We start from the raw sequence: 18,278 nt of genomic DNA on the forward strand, positions 1-18,278 counted from the left end.
TTGCGGGGCGCTTGCTCGGCGGTCATTTCTGCTGCCCCCCTGCCGCCAGGTCCAGGGCCACGTCCGTGATCATGTCCTCCTGGCCGCCGACCATCCGGCGTCGGCCGACCTCGACGAGGATGGCGCGGGTGTCAAGACCGTGGCGGGTGGCCGCGGCCTCGGCGTGGCGCAGGAAGCTGGAGTACACGCCCGCGTAGCCGAGGCTGAGGGTCTCGCGGTCGACACGTACCGGCCTGTCCTGGAGCGGGCGGACGAGGTCGTCGGCGGCGTCCATGAGCGGGAAGAGGTCGCAGCCGTGTTCCCAGCCCATCAGGTCGGCGACCGCGACGAACGCTTCGAGGGGGCAGTTGCCGGCCCCGGCGCCCTGCCCGGCCAGCGAGGCGTCGACGCGGGTGACGCCGTTCTCCACGGCGACCACGCTGTTGGCCACGCCCAGGCCCAGGTTGTGGTGGGCGTGGATGCCCAGTTCCGTGTCCGGGGACAGGACGTCGCGGTAGGCGCGGAAGCGATCGCGGACGCCGTCCATGGTGAGACGTCCGCCGGAGTCGGTGACGTACACGCAGTGGGCGCCGTAGGACTCCATCAGCCGTGCCTGGACGGCCAGTTCGGCCGGTTCGGCCATGTGGGACATCATCAGGAACCCGGCCACGTCCATGCCCAGTTCCCGTGCGGCGGCGATGTGCTGGGCTGAGATGTCGGCCTCGGTGCAGTGAGTGGCCACGCGCACCGAACGGATGCCCAGCGCGTGGGCCTGCTCGAGGTCGTGGACGGTTCCGATGCCGGGCAGCAGCAGGGTGGTCGGGACCGCCTGCCGTACGGCGTCGCAGACCGCCTCGATCCACTCCCAGTCGGTGTGGGCGCCGACTCCGTAGGTGATGCTGGAGCCCGCCAGACCGTCACCGTGCGAGACCTCGACCGCGCTGACTCCGGCCGCGTCGAGGGCGGCGGCGATCGTGCGGGCCTGCTCGACGGTGTAGCGGTGCCGTATGGCGTGCATCCCGTCGCGCAGCGTGACGTCCTGGATGTACAACGGGGCTGCCTGGGCCGGCGGGACCGCCCGGCCGGAGGCTTCTGGGGTGGTCATCGGGCCGCCTTCACGGTCGTTCCTGAGTGGTGTGCGGCCAGGCGTTCGGCGGTGCGCAGGGCGGCCGACGTCATGATGTCGAGGTTGCCCGCGTAGGCCGGCAGGTAGTGGGCGGCGCCCTCGACCTCCAGGAACACGGACACCTTCACGGGCGTCGAGTTCACGGGCGTCGAGCCGGCCGGCACGAGCGCGCGCAGCGGATCGTCGGCGCCGATGTGCTCGAACTGCACCTTCTGTTTGAGGCGATAGCCCGGTACGTACGCCTGGACGCGGCCGACCATGGCCTCGACCGAGGCGGTGACCGCCTCCTCGTCGCACTCCGAGACCAGACAGTGCACGGTGTCGCGCATGATCAGCGGTGGTTCGGCGGGATTGAGGACGATGACGGCCTTGCCCCGCCGCGCGCCGCCGACCCGCTCGATCGCGGAGGCCGTCGTCTCGGTGAACTCGTCGATGTTGGCCCGGGTGCCGGGTCCCGCCGAGCGGGAGGCGATCGAGGCGACGATCTCCCCGTAGTGCACGGGAGTCACCGCCGACACCGCCGCGACCACGGGGATCGTGGCCTGTCCGCCGCAGGTCACCATGTTGACGTTCGGGCTGTCCAGATGGGCGTCCAGGTTCACCGGCGGCACCACATAGGGGCCGAGTGCGGCCGGGGTGAGGTCGACCACCGTGCGCCCGAGACCGCGCAGCACCTGGTCGTGGTGGCGGTGGGCGCCCGCCGACGTGGCGTCGAAGACGATCCGCACGTCGGCGAACTCGTCCAGCGCCACCAGACCGTCCACGCCCTCATGGGTGGTGGCAACCTTCAGACGCCGGGCGCGTGCGAGGCCGTCGGAGTCCGGGTCGATTCCGGCGAGCGCGGCCATCTCCAGGCTCTCGGACAACCGCAGCACCTTGATCATGAGATCCGTGCCGATGTTGCCGGAGCCGATGACGGCCACCTTGGCGCGGGCGGTCATGATGCTTCTCCCTCTGTTGTGTCTCCCTCTGCCGTGAACTCGACGTTCACCCGGCCCAGTTGACTGATGTGTGCCTCGAACCGGTCACCCGGAGCCGCGACCGCCATCGGCCCGAGCGCCCCGGTCAGTACGAGATCGCCGGCCCTCAGCGGGTCACCCATGCGGGCCAGTGCCGAGGCGAGCCAGGCCGCGGCGTTGAGCGGGCTGCCCAGGCAGTCGGCGCCGGTCCCCTCGGACACCACCTCGCCGCCCCGGGTCATCGTCATCCGTACGCTGCGCAGGCCCAGGCCCGTCAGCGGTACGGGCGTGCCGCCGAGCACGAACAGTCCGCTGGAGGCGTTGTCGGCGACGGTGTCGACGATGCTGATGTCCCAGTCGGCGATACGGCTGTCCACGATCTCCAGGGCGGGCAGCGCGAAGTCCGTCGCGCGCAGCACATCGACCACCGTGCAGTCGCGGTGGGGAAGTGCGGCGCCGAGGACGAGGGCCACTTCGGCCTCGACCTTGGGCCGGAGCAGCCGCCCGGCCGCCACCTGGCCTCCCTCGGGGACCGCCATGTCGGCGAAGAGCGTCCCGAAGTCCGGCTGGTCCACACCGAGCTGGGTTTGCACGGCGGGTGAGGTCAGGCCGATCTTGCGGCCCACGATCCGCCGCCCGGCCGCCGTGCCGCGCTCGACGTTCGCCCGCTGCACCGCATAGGCGGCCTCCATGCCGGTGAGGAACGTGCGGACAGGAGCGCACGGTGTGTGCGTCCGCGCGGCCTCCCGCAGCTCATCGGCCGCCTTGGTCACCTCCGCCGCCCTGGTCGCCTCCGTGCCGGTCATCGGGCACCACCCGCCGTGGAGGTGACGAGAAGCGTGTCGACGCCCACGGGACCGACGGCGCTCGCTCCGCCCGGCGTGCCCAGCGCGGTCGTGCGGCCCGGCAGCGGTTCCTCGAAGAAACGGCGGTTGTCGGAGCGGAACTCCGGATCGGCGAGGCGGTCGACGGCGATGGCCTCCTCCGGGCAGGCCGTCTCACAGGCACCGCAGTCGATGCACTCCACCGGGTTGATGTAGAGCTTGCGGTCGCCCTCGTAGATGCAGTCGACCGGGCATTCCTCCATGCACGACCGGTCCATGATGTCGACACAGGCCGACCCGATGACGTACGCCATGTCAGTTCTCCTTGTCCGTGGAGTGCCCGGGGAACAGGGCTGCCTCCGGATCGATGACGGTGGCCGCGTTGTTGACCGCGGTGGCGACCTCGCCGAAACCCACGGCGATCAGGCGCACCTTGCCCGGGTGGTCGGTGATGTCGCCCGCGGCGAACACGCGGGGCAGGTTGGTGGCCATCCGCGGGTCCACGGCGATCCGCCTCGCCCGCAGTGCCAGGCCCCAGTCGCCCAGCGGGCCGAGGTCGGCGATGAATCCGAGGGCTGCGACGACGGTGTGCGCCGACAGCAGCCGGGTGGCCTTCGTGGTGCGGTGGCGGACCTCGACCCGCTCCACCCGTGACGCCCCGTGCAGGGCGCTCACCTCGGAGTCGGTGATGATCTCGATGCCCAGGGCCCGTACCTTGTCCACCGTCGCCCGATGGGCCCGGAAGCGGTTCGTGCGGTGGACGAGCCGGACCGACCGGGCGACGGGGGCCAGCGTCGCCGCCCAGTCGAAGGCACTGTCGCCGCCCCCGACGACCACGATGTCCTGGCCGGCGTGGTCGGCCGGGTCCGGCACGAAGTAGACCTGGCCGCGGCCGAGATGGCCCTCGCCCGCGGGGAGCGGCCTGGGAGTGAAGGTCCCGACCCCGCCGGTGATCACAACCGCCCCGGCCCGCACGGTCGTTCCCTTGTCACCGCGGACGACCGGCCGGCCGTCCGCCCCGTGGGAGAGATGGAGTGCCCGCTGTCCGAGGAGGTAGCGGGGACCGTACGGCTGTGCCTGGGCGACCAGGTTGTCGACCAGGTCGCGGCCGCGCACCGCCGGGAGGCCCGCGATGTCGAAGATCGGCTTCTCGGGGTACATCGCGCTGATCTGGCCGCCGCACTGCGGGAGGATGTCCATGACCGTGACGCTCAGTCCGCGGAAGCCCGCGCAGTAGGCGCCGTACAGGCCCGACGGGCCGGCGCCGATGATCAGGATGTCGGTATCGAGCACCGACGACTCGTCCGGGGCGACCGGCTCATCAGTAGAAACGCTCATGGCCAGGAGCGTATGGACGGGCGGACCACCGCCCAACGGAACCGGTCCGCCTGACGGGACACATCGCTTAAGCCGAACGGCCCCGTGGTGCGAGCGTGGCGCGAACACGACGCTTCCATCGGTCCGGGAGGACGAATCTCATGGACGCACTCACCATCAGAATGGACGCACTCAACGTCAGAAGGGGGCGCCTGCCGGCTGCCCTCATGACCCTGGTCCTCTCCTCCGCGTGCATGGCGGGCACGGTGGACTCCGCCGGCGGGGGAGCGGCGGGGCAGCCCATGGTGCGTATCGCACTGGGAGTCGACGCCTCGTACGCCCCGTTGTACCTGGCCGAGGAACGAGGGCTCTTCGAGAAGGTGGGCGTGAACGTCGAGCTGGTGAAGACCGAAGGCGGTCCGGCGGCGACCGAGGCCGTGACGGCCGGTACCGCGCAGATCGCGGCCAACGCCGACTCCACCGCCCTCTCGCTGATGGTCGGCAGCCCCGGCCTGCGGGCGCTGGGTGTCTTCCAGTCCTCCGACCGCTATCTCAAGGTCGTCCTGCGGGACGGCATCACCTCCCCGAAACAGATAAGGACCATGGCGTCGATCCCGGGCCTCGGCCTCTACGCGACCCACGCGTATCTTCGCCACCACGGCATCGACCCGAAGTCCGTGAAGATCCTGCAGAGTTCACCGCCGGAGATACCCGGACTGCTGGAGCGGGGCTCGATCGACGCGTACGTCCTGTTCGAGCCGTGGGCGGCCCGGGGCGCCGCGGCGGGTGGCCACATCGAGGGGCGCATCGGCGACTTCGGGGTGAAGTACGTGCAGTGGCTGCTCGCCGACCAGAAGTGGCTCAAGGACAACGAAGACGTCGCAGGCAAGGTCTTCAAGGCGGTCGCGGCCGCGGACAAGCTCGTCACCGACGACCCGGGCGCCGCGGCCGAGGCAGCCAGGAAGCAGGTCAAACTCCCCGTCGCGGAGACGAGGAAGGTGCTGCCGGAGATCACCTTCGCCGCTCGCGGCCTCGGTGACGCCGATGTCACCGAGTCGCGCAGAATCGTCGACTTCTTCGTGGACCAGAAGCTGATCAAGAAGTCGCCGGATCTCGGGACGGTGCTGCTGAAGGGCTGGTACGAGCAGCACGGCAGGTGAGATCGACGTGTCCTGTGACGCAGGGACCGCCGTCGTCCTTGAGCACGCGGACGTCGAGCGTCACCCGCACCCCCGAGTCGCAGGGCGCCACCGTACGCACGGTCGCGGTCCAGATGAGGGGCTCGCCGGCCACGGCGGTCGTGACGTTGCGCCAGCTCACCGACTCCGGGTGCGCGTCGGGCCCGGCCCACTCCAGCGCGTACCGGGTGAGCGTCTGACCGTGCAGCGTGGACTGCACGACCACGTCGGGGAAACCCTCCGACGCGGCGAAGTCGGCGTCGTAGTGGATGCGATGGGAGTTCCACGACACGGCGCTGAACCGGAACAGCTGCAGCCTGCTGTGCGTGTACCGGCGCGAGGGGCAGACGTCGCCGACGGCAGGGGTGTTCACGGGGCGGCTCCGCTCTTCGGGGCGTCCTCGGCGTCCTGGACGTCCGGGACGGCCAGGGCTTCCAGGACGACGACCGACTCGGCCACGACGGTCAGTTCGTTCCCGTCCGGCGAGGTGAAGCGGGTGGTCAGACCGAGCAGGACGAAGTCACCGGACCGGCCGTGCTTCAGCTCGGCCGAGGTGACCGCACGCGACGCGGTGACCCGGGTGCCCGCGAGGGGCGCCCGGGTCAGGCGTACCGACTGCCCGCCGTGCACCTGACGGACCGGGAGGCCCTGGGTGCAGGGCGACTCCCGGACGGCCAGGCCGTCGGGCCGCAGATCCTCCTCGGCGGGTCCGTCCTCCCAGCTCATCGTCGCCGCGAGGAAGAGCGGCGGAGCCTCGACCGGTTCCCCGGCCGCCTCACGGGCCCGCGCCCGCCGCACGTAGCCGATGTCGTCGACCGCCGCCGCGTACCGGCAGAAGTCCTTGACGGTCACCGTCCCGCAGTCCTCGGCCTCCCACCTGCCGATGAGTCCACGGGACCGGGACAGTACGTCGTCCAGCGCGCTCACAGGGCCGCCCGCAACGACCGGCCGATGCCCAGACCCGCGGCGCGCAGCGCGCTCGCGTGCGCGGTGGCGTCCACGCGGTACGTGGGCGCGGTGATGGACAGCGCGCCCACCGGCGCGTCCTGCCGGCCGAAGACCGGCACGGCCATGCTCATGTAGCCGAGCCGGATCTCCTCCGCCTCGGTGGCGATGCCCTGCTCCCGGATCCGTTCCAGCTGACCGCGCAGCAGACCGGGCGACGTGATCGTGCGGCGCGTGAACGGCTTCAACCCGTTCCTGACCACCTCACCGAACAGGGTGGCGGGGGAGAAGGCGAGGATGGCCTTGCCGGTGGCGGTGCAGTACAGCGGGAGCCGGCCCGCCACCCGGGACTCCTCGCTCAGGCCACGGTGGGGCAGGATCTTCTCCAGGTAGACGACGTCGAGTCCGTCGTGGATCGCGAAGTGGATGGTCTCCCGGGTGGCCAGCAGAAGGTCCTCCATGTACGGCTGGGCCACGTCGCGCAGGATTCGCTGCCGGTGCACCCGCTGGCCGATCTCGAACAGCCGCAGCCCCAGCCGGTAGTTGCAGTCCGCCCTCTCCAACAGCCCCCAGACGACCAGCTCCTGGCAGAGCCGGTGCACGGTGGCCTTCGCCACGCTCGTACGGCGCACGAGGTCGGCCAGCGAGAGGGAGTCGTCGTCGACGGTGAACGCCTCAAGGATGGGCCTGACCTTGCCGAGGACGGAATTCATCGGGTCGGGACCAGGAGGGGCGACGGAATCAGGAGTGGCGGGACAGGGCGGGGCGACGGGGCAGGGAGAGGGAGAGGAGTCGGGACAAGGAGCGGAGGAGGCCGGGGCCGGCGCGGACCGCGCCACGGCGTGCTCGATCGGGATGACGGTCATGGCAGGCACCTCACGACGACTCGGCGAGAAAGGCCAGGCTCAGCGGATTGTAGAGATCGGCCTTCTCGTGCTGCGGCCAGTGTCCGCACTCGTTGAACACCTCAAGGCGGGCCCCGGGGATCGCGGCGGTGATCGCCTCGGCCTCCGGGACGTCGCCGAGCGGGTTCTTGTTGCCCCAGACCACCAGGGTCGGGGCCTTGATCCGCGCCATGCGGTCGGGGCGGAGCAGATTGCGTTCGCGCGCCTCGGGCTCCTGCAGGGCCAGCAGGTTGTGCAGGTTCCGCTGGAACTCCGGGTGGTGGTAGATCTCGTACCGCACCCGGGTCAGTTCCTCGCCCAGTTCCTCGTCCCAGTCGGCCCACAGCAGCCGCAGCCGCTCCCTGGTGTAGGAGAGGTCGTCCTTGAGGGCGGCGTCGCGGGTCGATGTCTTGAGCCGCTCCATCACCTTGGGGTTGACCTTCGTACCGCCCATGCACAGCAGCTGGAGGGAAGCGACCCGGTCGGGGAACTCGCTCGCCGCCCAGGACGACACCCAGCCGCCCAGTGACTCCCCGACCAGATGCGCCCGCTCGGCGCCCACCGCGTCGAGGTAGGCCGTCAGGTGCTCGACGTAGGCCGGGATCTCGCCCGGACGGTCCGGCTTGCCGGTGTATCCGTGGCCGAGCATGTCGATGGCGTGGCAGCGGTAGCCGGCCGAGGCGTGCGCCGGGATGTTGCGTACGAACGCCTCCAGATGGCCGGTCGTGCCGTGCAGGAAGACCACGTGCTCGCCGTCCTCGGGCCCCGCCTGCAGGGCGCGGGTCCTGTAGCCACCGGTTTCGACGTACGCGTGCCGGTAGTCGATGCCCGACAGTTCGGTCCAGATGCTCATGACGTCCCTTCCTGGGGGTGTTGGGGGTGTGCGGGGTCGAGGACGGCGACGGCCATCCCGGTGAGCCACTCGGGTATGGGCTCGTACGCCAGCGGCCGGCCGGGGACGTGGTCGAGCAGCGCCGACATGACCAGCCAGGTGCGCACTTCCTGCGCCCCGTTGCCGGCCGCCTTCCCCAGCTCCTCGGTGGTGTACTCGGTGACGCGGTGCGTCTCGCCGCGCCGTACGAGGGACAGGAACTCCTCGTCGAACTCCGGGTTGAGCGAGGCCTCCGCGGCCCGGATGATCTCGCGGCGCCTGACGTCGTACTCCTGCCAGTTCTCCCGGCCGTCGAGCCAGGCGCCGACCATGAACTCCTCGTCGTCGCCGTGCGGGTCGCGCCAGTCCGGCCACGGCAGCCGGTGCGAGAGACCGCCGGAGCCGATCACCGCGACGCGGCGGTCCGCCGGGAACGCCAGCACCGCGTCCCGTATCGCCCGGCCCAACTGCTCGCAGCGCGCCAGGGTGGGCAGGGGAGGGGCGAAGACGTTCACGACGAGCGGCACGATCTCCACGTCGAGCCCGTCGAGCAGGTACTGGATGGCGTGCGACTGGCCGTGGTCGATCTGCAGCCGTGCCGAGAAGGCCGGATCGAAACGGCCGTTCTCCACCAGGGAGCCCGCGATGTGCCGGGCGAGCGGTACGTCCACCGGCTGCGGCCCCTTCGGGGTGCCGGACTCGCCGCTCGCGACACACTCGCCCACGCCGATCGTGAAACTCGGGATCAGGTCCAGCCAGAACCCCCGGAAGTGGTTGGAACCCACGAGGATCACCGTGTCGGGCCGGGCCGCGGCCAGTTCGTCACGCGCCGACCGCAGCGCGTCCCGGAACCGTTCGGCGCGATCCCTGTGGAGCGTCTCCTCCCAGTGGGTGTTCATCAGCGTGCTGTGCGACGCGCCCACACCCAGGACGATCTCGGTCATGCTCGCTTCCCTTCCGACTCCGGCTCAAGTCCCAGTTCCGCGCGGGACCGGGTGGCGGTGTCGACGGCCGTACGGATCAGCTGGCGCGTCAGCTGCTCCATGGCCCGTACGGAGACGGTGTTCATGCCGCGCGCGAAGTCGATGTCGAACGGAGCCTCCGCGACCTTCGGCATACCGACCCGCACGGTGGGGATGCCGCGTCCGCGCAGGATGTTGGCGTCCGTGGCGCCGCTGTTGCCGCGGACCACGTCGTGCGGCCGCCCTTCGGACGCCTCCCACGCGGCCGTCGCGCTGCGGCGGATCCAGTTGTCCGGGTCGGTCCGTGTACCGGGGACGGCGAGGACCATCTCGGCGGTGACGTCGACCCCGGGCGTCCGGTCGCGGATGGCGTCCAGCGCGGCGGCGAACTCCCGCTTGGCCTGCATAGGCGTCGTGTCGGGGCCGATACGCAGATCCACCATGAGGGTGCAGGCAGCCGGGGTCACCGCCGCCATGCGGGGCCAGCCGCCGCGTACGGAGGCCACGATGCCCTGGGGCGCGACCGTGCCGCCGGTGTGGCGCCGGGCGTACTCGACGAACCACTCCTCCAACTGCCGGGCGACCTCACCGGCGCGGGCGATCGCGTTGTCGTACGGGAGCCGGTGGCGCGAGCCGACATAGGTGTGCGTGCCGCGGACGGTGACCTCGAACCAGACGAGGCCGACCTCCTCCCAGGAGACCGTCCAGCCCGGCTTGGCGATGACCGCGTAGTCGGTCCACACGCCCTGTTCGAGGAGGAACGAACAGCCCACTCCCTGACCCGTGTTGTGCCTCGGCGTGCCCGGCCGCGCGTTGGTGGGCATGCCGCCCGCGCCGAACGCCGCCACCAGGTCCCCGGTGAGCGGGATCCCGGCCAGCGCGATCGCCTCGGCGGCCATCATCACGCAGGCGGCGTGCCCCTTCGGATTCGAGGCTCCCAGGCCGGTGACCAGGTCGTCGTACACGGTGGCCCGCGGACGCATGTCGTCCCGCAGCTCCGGGCCGATCCAGGGCAGGTCCTCGCTCTCCTCGCCCACGGTCAGGGTGTCGATGGGCGCGTACAGCATGAGATCGGGGCCGGTACCGTCGCCGTCGAGCCGGGCCCAGGCGTTGGCCTGTTGGTCGTCGAGGGGCTGGACCGCGGCCCGGCAGCCGGCGGCCGTCAGGGTGGCGGCGATGTGTTCGGCGAGCGGGCCCTCGTCCCCCGTGGGGCTGGGGATGTCGACGAGCCCGATGATCAGCTCGCGCAGCCGGTCGCCGGTGACGTGCCGCCAGGCTTCCTCGGCCCAGACGCCGCGCCGGCCGTCCAGCCCCGCCGACTCGTCGGCGCTCACTGGTTGATCCGGTGGACCTGGGTCATGGTGGTGCGCTCGAAGCGCCTCCTGGCCAGCGGGAGCCCGACGGCGATCGCGGCCCCGACCAGCAGGGTGAGCACGGTGCGGCCCATGGTCAGGCCCCCTTCTCTCGGGTCTCGGTGCCGGAGCCGGCCAGTTTCTTGCCGTACTCCTCCTCGCTGAGGTTGCGCCAGGCGGTCAGTGAGATGTCGGGGCGGTAGAGCTTCTCCGGGGGCGCGTCGGTGATGTCGACCATCCACGCGTCCTGGCCGGAGAACTGGCCGTGGAACAGCCAGCGGATCGCGCCCAGGTACTTGGCGTAGAAGCGCAGGGTGTCCCAGCCCTCGGTGAAGTTGACCATCACGCCGACATAGCGGTGGTTGTCCTCGTCGACCGGAACGTAGAACTCGTAGTGGATGAAGTTGGGATACGCGATGCGCAGCACGCCCGGCATGGACAGTGACGCGAAGCCGGGGAACTCCTGGGCCTCGATCACCGGGTCGACCCGGTCGGGTTTCCCGGTGTTGCCGATGTTGAAGGTCTCCTTCGGCGGCCGTTTCTTCCACCAGCGCTTGTTGGTCCAGTGGCCGACCCCCGGGAAGTCGGCCTCCCAGTGGACGTCGTCCTGCACCCGGAAGATCCAGCGGCCCTTCGGCACGATCCGCGTGATGTTCCAGGTCGGCATGGGTTTGAACAGCCGCCACAGAGCCGTGCGGTGCAGGTACTTGGCGTGGCCCTCGTCGAAGCCGTTCTCGCAGGCGAAACGCCAGTTGCCGCTGCGGGGGTCGATCCGGCCGCCCATCACGAAGGCGTTGTCCACGAGCTCCTCGGGGAGCTGCGAGTCGATCGGATGAGGCTCCTCGTCGGCGAGGGGGATGTACACCCACACCATGCTGAGGCGCTCCTCGACGGCGTAGGTGCGCACCGCCACCTTGCCGGTCAGCCGACAGCCGGGCCCGTCGGTGATGACGGCGGCGAGCTTGCCGGTGGGCAGGTCGAAGGTCCAGCCGTGGTAGGGGCAGCTGACGGTGCCGGGAAACTGCTGGTCGCCCTCGGACAGCGGTACGCCGCGGTGCGGGCAGCGGTTGTGCAGCGCGTAGGCCGTGCCGCCGTCCCGGATCAGCGTGATCCGCTCACCGCAGATCGTGAACGGGAGCGGCTTGCCGGTGATCTGGCTGGACCAGGTGACCGGGTACCAGTAGCCGCGGAAGCCCGCGCCCGCCGCGTCGTAGTGGGGCCATGACGCCCAGTCCTGGCGGCCCGGTTCTCCCGCTGTTCTGCGGCGGTTCCGGACGGGGGTCCTTGCGTCGGGCGAGTCCTCGACCGTCATCGTGCGTGTCCTCCTGCTGCCGGCTGAACGGTGATTGCGAGCATGCGGGGACCCGGCCGATCCGCCCAAGGGACCTGTCCCGCTGAGCAGACCGCACGGTGCGAACGCCGGGAAATCGCCGCATCGAGTACGTGTGGGCGGGTGTCGCTGTACCGCGTACGTGTCGGCCGGTGTCGCCGTCCGCGTAGGCGTCATCGGGTGTCGGTGCGCCCGCCACCGGGATGGCTTCGTTCGTGTGTCCCGCTCAGCGGACCCTCTTCGATGCGTGCGCGATGCGGGGCGTTCTACGGTGCGCCCATCCCCGGGCCGCACCCCGATCAACTGCCGGAACCGGCGGTCTCTCCCCAACCACCGAGGTGCTCATGGCGAAACGCTCCAGCACAGAACCCCTCTTCACCGATCCCGCAGCGCTCACCCCCGCCGAAGCCGTTCGGGAGGCCGGCTCCGGGCCGGGGCGCGGAGCGGCGCTGTCCGTCGACGGCGTGGGCATCCGCTTCGGCTCCTTCCAGGCCGTACGGAACATCTCCCTGGACATCGCCGCCGGGGAGTTTCTCTGTCTGCTCGGTCCGAGCGGATGCGGCAAGTCGACCCTGCTGTCCGCGATGGCGGGCTTCGTCGCCGTGGACGAGGGCGACCTCCGGGTCGGCGGCGCCCCGATCACCGGACCTGATCCCGGCCTCGGCATGGTGTTCCAGAGCAGCGAGGCGCTGTTCGACTGGATGACCGTGCGGCAGAACGTGGCGTTCGGCCCGCGGATGCGCGGTGCGACGCGCGCTGCGCAGACGAAGCTGGCCGACGAATACCTCGGCCTGGTGGGGCTGCGCCACTGCGCGGACCGGTTTCCCGGCCAGCTCAGCGGAGGCATGCGCCAGCGGGTGCAGATCGCCCGGGTCCTGGCCAACGAACCGGGCGTCGTGCTGATGGACGAGCCGTTCGGGGCGCTCGACGCGCAGACCCGGCAGGTGATGCAGGAGGAGACGGACCGCATCTGGCGCGCCTCGGGCTGCACCGTCGTCTTCGTCACCCACGACATCGACGAGGCGATCCTGCTGGCCGACCGGATCGCCGTCATGACAGCGGGCCCGGCGGCCTCGGTCAAGTCCGTGTACCCGGTGGACCTGCCCCGGCCCCGGGACGAGGCGGACCCGGCCGCTGCCGAACTGCGCCGCGCGCTGCGGACGGACATCGGCGAAGAGGTCCGCAAAACCCTCCACGACCAGGGCCTCGACCAAGACATGAACGAGGACATGAAGGAAGACATCAAACGAGGCATCAAGCGAGACATCGACCTCAAGGGGAGCGTCCGATGACCGTCGCAGCGGCAGGCGCCGCCACCCCGCAGACCCGGCGCCGCCCGGTCGGGACGACAGCGAGGAGCCTGCGTGCCCTCAGCGTGTACGCGCTGTCCGTCGTCGTCGGAATCGGTGTCTGGCAACTGCTGGCGACGCACTACGGCTCCGCCCTGGTCGCCTCCCCGCAGGAGACCCTCGACGCCGCCGGGGAGCTGGCGCGCGAGGGCACACTCACCAACTCGGTCATCGCCTCGGGGCGCCGGATCCTCATCGGCTGGGGACTCGGCGTGCTCGTGGGCGCACCGGTCGGCCTCCTCGTCGGACAGATCAGGATCGTGCGGCAGTTCCTGGAGCCGTACATCGAGTTCTTCCGGTTCATCCCGCCGGTCGCCTTCGTGACCCTGGCCGTGGTGTGGCTGGGCATCGGCGAGTCGTCGAAGGTCGTCCTGATCTTCTACACGGCCGTCTTCATCGTCACCCTGAACACGAGTGCCGGCGTGATGGCGGTGAGCGAGTCGAAGCTGCGCGCCGCGGCCAGTCTGGGCGCGAGCCGCGGGCAGATCCTGCGGGGGATCGTGCTGCCGTCGGCCGTGCCGCACATCGTCACCGGCGCACGGCTCGCGATGGGCAACAGCTTCCTGACCATCGTCTCCGCCGAGATCGTCGCCGCCCAGGTCGGGCTCGGATCGCTGATCTGGACCTCCCGAAACTACGGGCGGATCGACTGGGTCTTCGTCGGAATCATCACCTTGGGAATCCTTGGGTTCGTCTTCGACCGCGTCCTGCGGATCGTCGCCTCACGGGCCCTGCGCAGGTACGGAGTGAAGCTGTGAGCGAATCCGTGAGTGCATCAATGAGTGCATCAATGAGTGCATCAGTGAGTAAAACCGGCGGCGGCAGGACGTCACGTGCCCTGGTCCTGGAGCGGTTCGGCGCGCTGCCGCGGCTGCTGGAACGGGCGGTGCCGGAGCCACGGCCCGGCCACACCCTCGTACGGATGCGGGCGGCCCAGGTCGGCCACCTCGACCTCAACATCGTCGACGGCAGGTTCGGCGTCCTGCCGGAACTCCCGGCCGTGCCCGGCACCACCGGGTGCGGCGTCGTGCTCGCCTCGGACACGCACCCCGAGGGCAGCCTGGTCAGGCTCGGCGGCAAGGGGCTCGGCATGCGGCGGGACGGCTGCTGGGCGCAGCACGTGCTGGTACCGGACGCTGCCGTGGAGGTGGTCCCACAGGACATCGACCCCGCTCTGGCGTGCAGCTACTTCTCACCGGCCGGCACGGCCTGGGCCGCCGTGCACGCGGTCGCGGCGGTCCAACCGGGGGAGCGGGTCATGGTGACCGGCGCGGCGGGTGCCGTCGGCGCGCTGACCGTGCAGGTCGCGGCACGGGCCGGCGCCGAGGTGGTCGGAGTGGTCGGCCGGGCGGCCAAGCTCGGCCACGTCCCCGCTCCCGCCAAGGCGGTCCTGGCGGCCGAGCTGTCCCCGGAGTCGGTGGGCGGACCGGTCGACGTGCTCGTCGACACCGTGGGCGGCCCGGTACTGCGGGACGCCCTCCCTCTGGTCCGTCCACGCGGACGTGCTGCCCTCGTCGGCTACACCGCGGGCCGCGAGTTCGGCGTGGACCTCGCGGACTTCCTCCTGGCCGACGTGTCGCTGCTGCCCGTCAACCTGATGACGCGGGGCAAGGAGGTCGCCGCGGACGCCGAGCGGCTGCTGGCGGATCTGCGGGCGGGGACCCTGACCCTGGCGATCGAGCGTCACGGCCTCGACGACCTGGCACAGGCCGTGGAGCGGCTGCGTACCGGGGAGGCCGTCGGCAAGGTGGTCCTCGATCTCGGGTGAACACCGCAGAGCCGACTGCCGTCATGAAACGGCTGCCATGGAACGCCCACATGGAACGCCCGTCGCGGACCGCCCCGGACCGGACCGCTCAGCGCAATGGCCCGCTCAGCGGACCGGTCCGCTTGGGCAGAACCGGCCCCCATCACACCATCGGAGCATGGAGATCATGGACATCCAGGTGCCCCCGGAGGGCAGCTACGCGGAAGCGGACGGCGTCAAATACCACTATGTCGAGCTGGGGGAGGGCAGCCCCACCGTCTTCCTGCACGGCGGCGGCCCCGGATGCACCGGATGGTCCGACTTCGGGCAGGTGGCACCGCTGTTCGCCGCGGACCGCCGGTGCCTCCTCGTCGACATCCTGCAGTACGGGAAGTCCGCGAAGCCCGTCATCGAGGGCCCCATGTGGGACTACCACGCGGCCAGGACCGTGGCACTCCTCGACACCCTCGGCATCGAGCGGGCCGACTTCGTGTGCAACTCGTGGGGCGGCACGATCGCGCTCAACCTGGCGGCCAGGTACCCGGAGCGCGTGCGGTCGTTGGCGATCACCGGCAGCATGCCCGTCTTCCACGGTCCGCTCGCTCCCCTCCCGGAGGGCGGCCGTCGCGGACGCAACGCCCGCGACCGCTACTACGGCGGAACGGGCCCCACCTGGGAGAAGATGCGCGAGCTGATCGCGCGCCTGGAGTGGTACGACCCCGACGCCGTCCCCGACGGCACGGTGACGCTCCGCTTCGAGCAGAGCCTGGACCCCGAGGAGACCGCGCTCGCCGGCGCCTCCGACAACCCCCGCGGCGACTGGCAGGACCTCACCGCCGAACTCGGCCGCATCACCGCGCCGACCCTCTTCCTCTGGGGCATGTACGACGCGTTCCTGACCCCGGACTACCCGCTGATGCTGGCCCGCATGGTCCCCAGGGGCAGCCTGCACGTCATGAGCGAGGCCTCCCACCATCCGCAGGAGGAACGGCCGCACGACTACCACAGCGTCGTCACCGGCTTCCTGGACCAACGCCACCACTGACGCTCAACCGACTCTCCGTGGAGGAAACGTGAGCGAGCAGGCTCCGCGTGTCGTCGAACTGTCCAGCCCGTTCGCCCGTTTCGCCGGCAGGCTGCTGGTCGGTCTCGGTCACGAGGTGGTGCTGGTCGAGCCACCGGAAGGCGACGAGACCCGCCGCGAGCAGGGCGGCGCCGCGTTCGTCCACTGGCACGCCGGGAAGCGCTCGGTGAGCATCGACCTCGCCGCGCCCGCCGGAACCGTGCGGCTGCGCCGACTGCTGCGGGGCGCCGACATCCTGCTCGACGGCACCGCGCACGGGGCGGAGGCGGCCGCCGCCGGACTCGACCAGCTCGTGCACGTACGCGTCACTCCGTTCGGGCTGGTGGGCCCCCGCAGCGACTGGCAGGGCACCGACCTCGTGGTGGCCGCGCTGGGCGGGATGCTTGCGCAGGTCGGCGACCCCGACGGTCCGCCGCTGCGGCTCCCGGAGAACCAGGCCGAGCAACTCGCGGGCGTCAACGCGGCGATCGCCGCCCTGCTCGGCCTGCGCGCCCGGCGCCGCGGACCGGGACAGCTCATCGACGTCTCCGCGCAGGCGTGCGTGGCGGCGGCCCTGGAGGCCGGAGCCCTCGCCTACCTGCACGAGGACCGTGTCCCGCCGCGCCCGGGCAGAGTGCATCCACTGGTGCCGCACGGGCTGTTCCGCGCGTCCGACGGCCACCTGGGCGGAGGGCTCGGCGGCAGCCCCCGCATGTGGGACGCGCTGCTCGACTGGCTGCGCGAGGAGAAGGCGGACGCCGACCTCGCTGAGCCGCGCTGGCAGGACCCGGTCGAACGCAAGAAGCACCAGGACCACGTCTTCAAGGTCGTCCAGGACTTCGTGGGCACCCGGCCGAAGGCCGAGTTCGCCCGACAGGCCCAGGCCAGAAAGCTGCCCTGGGCCGCCGTCGACCTGCCCCACGAGCTGCCGGACAACCCGCAGCTCGCGGCCCGCGACTTCTTCACCCGGGTCACGACACTCGACGGGGAGCGGACCGACCTCGGCTTTCCCTTCGCGTTCCCCGAAGGCCGGCGCAGGACGGAACTCGTCGCACCGGGCCAGGGCGACGACCAGAACCTCCTCGACGACCCGCCCCGCCCGGCGCGCACCCGTACGGAACCGGCGGCCGACGAACCCGTACGGCCCGCCCTGGACGGTGTCCGCGTCCTGGACCTGACCTGGGTGCTCGCCGGCCCGTACTGCACCAAGATCCTGGCCGACCACGGTGCCGAAGTGATCAAAGTCGAGTCCGCGGGCCGGCCGGACCCCACGCGGTTCGCACCCTTCATGCATCTCTCCCGGGGACCCCACACGGACCCGAACACCAACGGCTACTTCAACGAGGTCAACCGGAACAAGCGCAGCCTCGCGCTGGACACCCGCACCGAGGAGGGGGTCGCCGTACTCCGCGACCTCATCGCCCACTGCGACGTCCTCGTGGAGAACTTCAGCTCCACGGTCATGACGAAGCTCGGCCTGGGACACGAGGCGCTGCGTGCGATCAACCCGGACATCGTGTACGTCAGCATGTCCGGCATGGGACACACCGGCCCGCGCAACGACTGGGTGTCGTACGCGGACACCGTGTCGGCCAGTTCGGGGCTGACCGGGCTGACCGGCTGGGGACCGGACGACGTCGTCGGGGTGATCTACGGCCACGGAGACATCGTGGCGGGCCTCCAGGCGGCGCTCGCCACGATCGCCGCGCTGGAACACTGTGCCGAGACCGGGCGCGGCCAGCACATCGACCTGTCCCAACTGGAGGCGATCACCGCCCACATGGGCACGAGCGTCCTGCGCGGGACGGCGGCGAGGGCGGCCGGCAACACCCACCCGCGCTGGAGCCCGCAGGGCGTGTACCGGTGCCTGGGCGCCGACCGCTGGCTGGCCGTCAGCGTGCGCGACGACACCGAATGGACGGCCCTCTGCGAGGTCATCGGCCGCCCCGGTCTCGCCACCGACGAGCGGACCCGTACCGCCGAGGCCCGCAGGCGCGAGTCCGCCCTGGTCGACGGGGCGCTCGGCACTTGGGCCCGCGGGATGTCCGCCGACGCCGCCGTCGAACAGCTCCAGGCGCGCGGTGTCCCCGCCGGCGCCGTGCAGGATGGTCGGGAACTTGTGGAACACGACCCGCAGTTGCGTGCCCGCGGCTTCTACGTGCACCAGGAGCATCCGGTCGCGGGCGCCTTCCTCCACGAAGGCGTTCCGATCACCCTCACCCGGACCCCCGGCGGTATCCGCGAGCCCGCGCCCGTACTCGGCGCCGACACCGACGCGGTACTGCGCGACGTGGCGGGGCTGACCCCGGAACGGATCCGGCACCTCCGCGCCGGCGGAGTGCTGAGGTGAACGGGCAACCGGGTTCTGAGGTGAACGGGCAACCGGGCGCCG

Annotated in this window: 18 protein-coding genes; 6 read left to right on the top strand and 12 right to left on the bottom strand. The window is 71.1% G+C overall.

Going from position 1 to position 18,278, the window contains the following annotated elements; genetic code table 11:
• Positions 1-22: 22 nt before the first annotated feature.
• The 5 genes from dmpG to AB0D14_RS22180 are packed head-to-tail and all read right to left on the bottom strand — an operon-like array spanning position 23 to position 4,226.
• Entirely contained in the window at positions 23-1,084 is a 1,062-nt protein-coding gene (gene dmpG, locus AB0D14_RS22160; RefSeq protein ID WP_362781501.1) for a 4-hydroxy-2-oxovalerate aldolase, read from the bottom strand.
• On the bottom strand, positions 1,081-2,046 hold the full coding sequence (locus AB0D14_RS22165) for an acetaldehyde dehydrogenase (acetylating) (RefSeq protein ID WP_362781503.1): 966 nt from the start codon (positions 2,044-2,046) through the stop codon (positions 1,081-1,083). The genes dmpG and AB0D14_RS22165 overlap by 4 nt, the downstream gene beginning before the upstream one ends.
• Positions 2,043-2,870 (bottom strand): fumarylacetoacetate hydrolase family protein, encoded by an 828-nt coding sequence (locus AB0D14_RS22170; RefSeq protein WP_362781504.1) that lies wholly within the window; start codon positions 2,868-2,870, stop codon positions 2,043-2,045. Before AB0D14_RS22170 ends, AB0D14_RS22165 begins: the two co-directional genes overlap by 4 nt.
• Positions 2,867-3,202: a ferredoxin gene (gene fdxA, locus AB0D14_RS22175; RefSeq protein WP_362781505.1), complete on the bottom strand. Its 336-nt coding sequence runs from the start codon at positions 3,200-3,202 to the stop codon at positions 2,867-2,869. Before fdxA ends, AB0D14_RS22170 begins: the two co-directional genes overlap by 4 nt.
• Position 3,203: 1 nt before the next feature.
• On the bottom strand, positions 3,204-4,226 hold the full coding sequence (locus tag AB0D14_RS22180) for an NAD(P)/FAD-dependent oxidoreductase (protein WP_362781507.1): 1,023 nt from the start codon (positions 4,224-4,226) through the stop codon (positions 3,204-3,206).
• A gap of 140 nt (positions 4,227-4,366) precedes the next feature.
• Between AB0D14_RS22180 and AB0D14_RS22185 the strand changes: the two genes are divergently transcribed.
• The gene (locus AB0D14_RS22185) at positions 4,367-5,365 is read left to right on the top strand and encodes an ABC transporter substrate-binding protein (protein WP_362781509.1); all 999 of its coding nucleotides are present in this window, start codon (positions 4,367-4,369) and stop codon (positions 5,363-5,365) included.
• On the opposite strand, the gene AB0D14_RS22190 is transcribed toward AB0D14_RS22185, so the two are convergent.
• From AB0D14_RS22190 to AB0D14_RS22220, 7 genes are all read right to left on the bottom strand, one after another.
• Positions 5,301-5,756: an acyl dehydratase gene (locus AB0D14_RS22190; protein ID WP_362781510.1), complete on the bottom strand. Its 456-nt coding sequence runs from the start codon at positions 5,754-5,756 to the stop codon at positions 5,301-5,303. The genes AB0D14_RS22185 and AB0D14_RS22190 overlap by 65 nt on opposite strands.
• Positions 5,753-6,310: a MaoC family dehydratase N-terminal domain-containing protein gene (locus AB0D14_RS22195; RefSeq protein WP_362781511.1), complete on the bottom strand. Its 558-nt coding sequence runs from the start codon at positions 6,308-6,310 to the stop codon at positions 5,753-5,755. The genes AB0D14_RS22190 and AB0D14_RS22195 overlap by 4 nt, the downstream gene beginning before the upstream one ends.
• Positions 6,307-7,041 (bottom strand): IclR family transcriptional regulator, encoded by a 735-nt coding sequence (locus AB0D14_RS22200; RefSeq protein ID WP_362781512.1) that lies wholly within the window; start codon positions 7,039-7,041, stop codon positions 6,307-6,309. The genes AB0D14_RS22195 and AB0D14_RS22200 overlap by 4 nt, the downstream gene beginning before the upstream one ends.
• 163 nt (positions 7,042-7,204) lie before the next feature.
• Positions 7,205-8,065, bottom strand: coding sequence for an alpha/beta fold hydrolase (locus AB0D14_RS22205; RefSeq protein ID WP_362781514.1), 861 nt, complete (start codon positions 8,063-8,065; stop codon positions 7,205-7,207).
• Positions 8,062-9,027 carry a catechol 1,2-dioxygenase gene (locus tag AB0D14_RS22210; protein ID WP_362781516.1) on the bottom strand — a complete coding sequence of 322 codons (966 nt, stop codon included), beginning with the start codon at positions 9,025-9,027 and terminating at the stop codon, positions 8,062-8,064. The genes AB0D14_RS22205 and AB0D14_RS22210 overlap by 4 nt, the downstream gene beginning before the upstream one ends.
• Positions 9,024-10,379, bottom strand: coding sequence for a deacylase (locus AB0D14_RS22215; RefSeq protein ID WP_362781518.1), 1,356 nt, complete (start codon positions 10,377-10,379; stop codon positions 9,024-9,026). The genes AB0D14_RS22210 and AB0D14_RS22215 overlap by 4 nt, the downstream gene beginning before the upstream one ends.
• Before the next feature lie 115 nt (positions 10,380-10,494).
• Positions 10,495-11,709 carry a Rieske 2Fe-2S domain-containing protein gene (locus AB0D14_RS22220; RefSeq protein WP_362781519.1) on the bottom strand — a complete coding sequence of 405 codons (1,215 nt, stop codon included), beginning with the start codon at positions 11,707-11,709 and terminating at the stop codon, positions 10,495-10,497.
• A 362-nt stretch (positions 11,710-12,071) separates the two neighbouring features.
• Between AB0D14_RS22220 and AB0D14_RS22225 the strand changes: the two genes are divergently transcribed.
• From AB0D14_RS22225 to AB0D14_RS22245, 5 genes are all read left to right on the top strand, one after another.
• Positions 12,072-13,019 carry an ABC transporter ATP-binding protein gene (locus tag AB0D14_RS22225; RefSeq protein ID WP_362781521.1) on the top strand — a complete coding sequence of 316 codons (948 nt, stop codon included), beginning with the start codon at positions 12,072-12,074 and terminating at the stop codon, positions 13,017-13,019.
• Positions 13,016-13,834, top strand: coding sequence for an ABC transporter permease (locus tag AB0D14_RS22230; protein ID WP_362781523.1), 819 nt, complete (start codon positions 13,016-13,018; stop codon positions 13,832-13,834). Before AB0D14_RS22225 ends, AB0D14_RS22230 begins: the two co-directional genes overlap by 4 nt.
• A gap of 32 nt (positions 13,835-13,866) precedes the next feature.
• A complete protein-coding gene (locus AB0D14_RS22235; RefSeq protein ID WP_362781525.1) occupies positions 13,867-14,844 on the top strand; it encodes a zinc-binding alcohol dehydrogenase family protein in 978 nt (325 codons plus the stop codon).
• A 157-nt stretch (positions 14,845-15,001) separates the two neighbouring features.
• Positions 15,002-15,868, top strand: a complete 867-nt coding sequence (locus AB0D14_RS22240) for an alpha/beta hydrolase (RefSeq protein WP_362781527.1) — start codon at positions 15,002-15,004, stop codon at positions 15,866-15,868.
• Between the two features lie 28 nt (positions 15,869-15,896).
• Entirely contained in the window at positions 15,897-18,236 is a 2,340-nt protein-coding gene (locus AB0D14_RS22245) for a CoA transferase (protein WP_362781529.1), read from the top strand.
• Positions 18,237-18,278 lie beyond the last annotated feature (42 nt).

Source organism: Streptomyces sp. NPDC048484 (genome assembly GCF_040651415.1).
Taxonomy (GTDB): domain Bacteria; phylum Actinomycetota; class Actinomycetes; order Streptomycetales; family Streptomycetaceae; genus Streptomyces.

Excerpts from the sequence above, each read along its gene's own strand:
- dmpG (WP_362781501.1), bottom strand. The coding sequence starts at position 1,084 with ATGACCACCCCAGAAGCCTCCGGCCGGGCGGTCCCGCCGGCCCAGGCA.
- AB0D14_RS22165 (WP_362781503.1), bottom strand. The coding sequence starts at position 2,046 with ATGACCGCCCGCGCCAAGGTGGCCGTCATCGGCTCCGGCAACATCGGC.
- AB0D14_RS22170 (WP_362781504.1), bottom strand. The coding sequence starts at position 2,870 with ATGACCGGCACGGAGGCGACCAGGGCGGCGGAGGTGACCAAGGCGGCC.
- fdxA (WP_362781505.1), bottom strand. The coding sequence starts at position 3,202 with ATGGCGTACGTCATCGGGTCGGCCTGTGTCGACATCATGGACCGGTCG.
- AB0D14_RS22180 (WP_362781507.1), bottom strand. The coding sequence starts at position 4,226 with ATGAGCGTTTCTACTGATGAGCCGGTCGCCCCGGACGAGTCGTCGGTG.
- AB0D14_RS22185 (WP_362781509.1), top strand. The coding sequence starts at position 4,367 with ATGGACGCACTCACCATCAGAATGGACGCACTCAACGTCAGAAGGGGG.
- AB0D14_RS22200 (WP_362781512.1), bottom strand. The coding sequence starts at position 7,041 with ATGAATTCCGTCCTCGGCAAGGTCAGGCCCATCCTTGAGGCGTTCACC.
- AB0D14_RS22205 (WP_362781514.1), bottom strand. The coding sequence starts at position 8,065 with ATGAGCATCTGGACCGAACTGTCGGGCATCGACTACCGGCACGCGTAC.
- AB0D14_RS22210 (WP_362781516.1), bottom strand. The coding sequence starts at position 9,027 with ATGACCGAGATCGTCCTGGGTGTGGGCGCGTCGCACAGCACGCTGATG.
- AB0D14_RS22220 (WP_362781519.1), bottom strand. The coding sequence starts at position 11,709 with ATGACGGTCGAGGACTCGCCCGACGCAAGGACCCCCGTCCGGAACCGC.
- AB0D14_RS22225 (WP_362781521.1), top strand. The coding sequence starts at position 12,072 with ATGGCGAAACGCTCCAGCACAGAACCCCTCTTCACCGATCCCGCAGCG.
- AB0D14_RS22230 (WP_362781523.1), top strand. The coding sequence starts at position 13,016 with ATGACCGTCGCAGCGGCAGGCGCCGCCACCCCGCAGACCCGGCGCCGC.
- AB0D14_RS22235 (WP_362781525.1), top strand. The coding sequence starts at position 13,867 with ATGAGTGCATCAGTGAGTAAAACCGGCGGCGGCAGGACGTCACGTGCC.
- AB0D14_RS22240 (WP_362781527.1), top strand. The coding sequence starts at position 15,002 with ATGGAGATCATGGACATCCAGGTGCCCCCGGAGGGCAGCTACGCGGAA.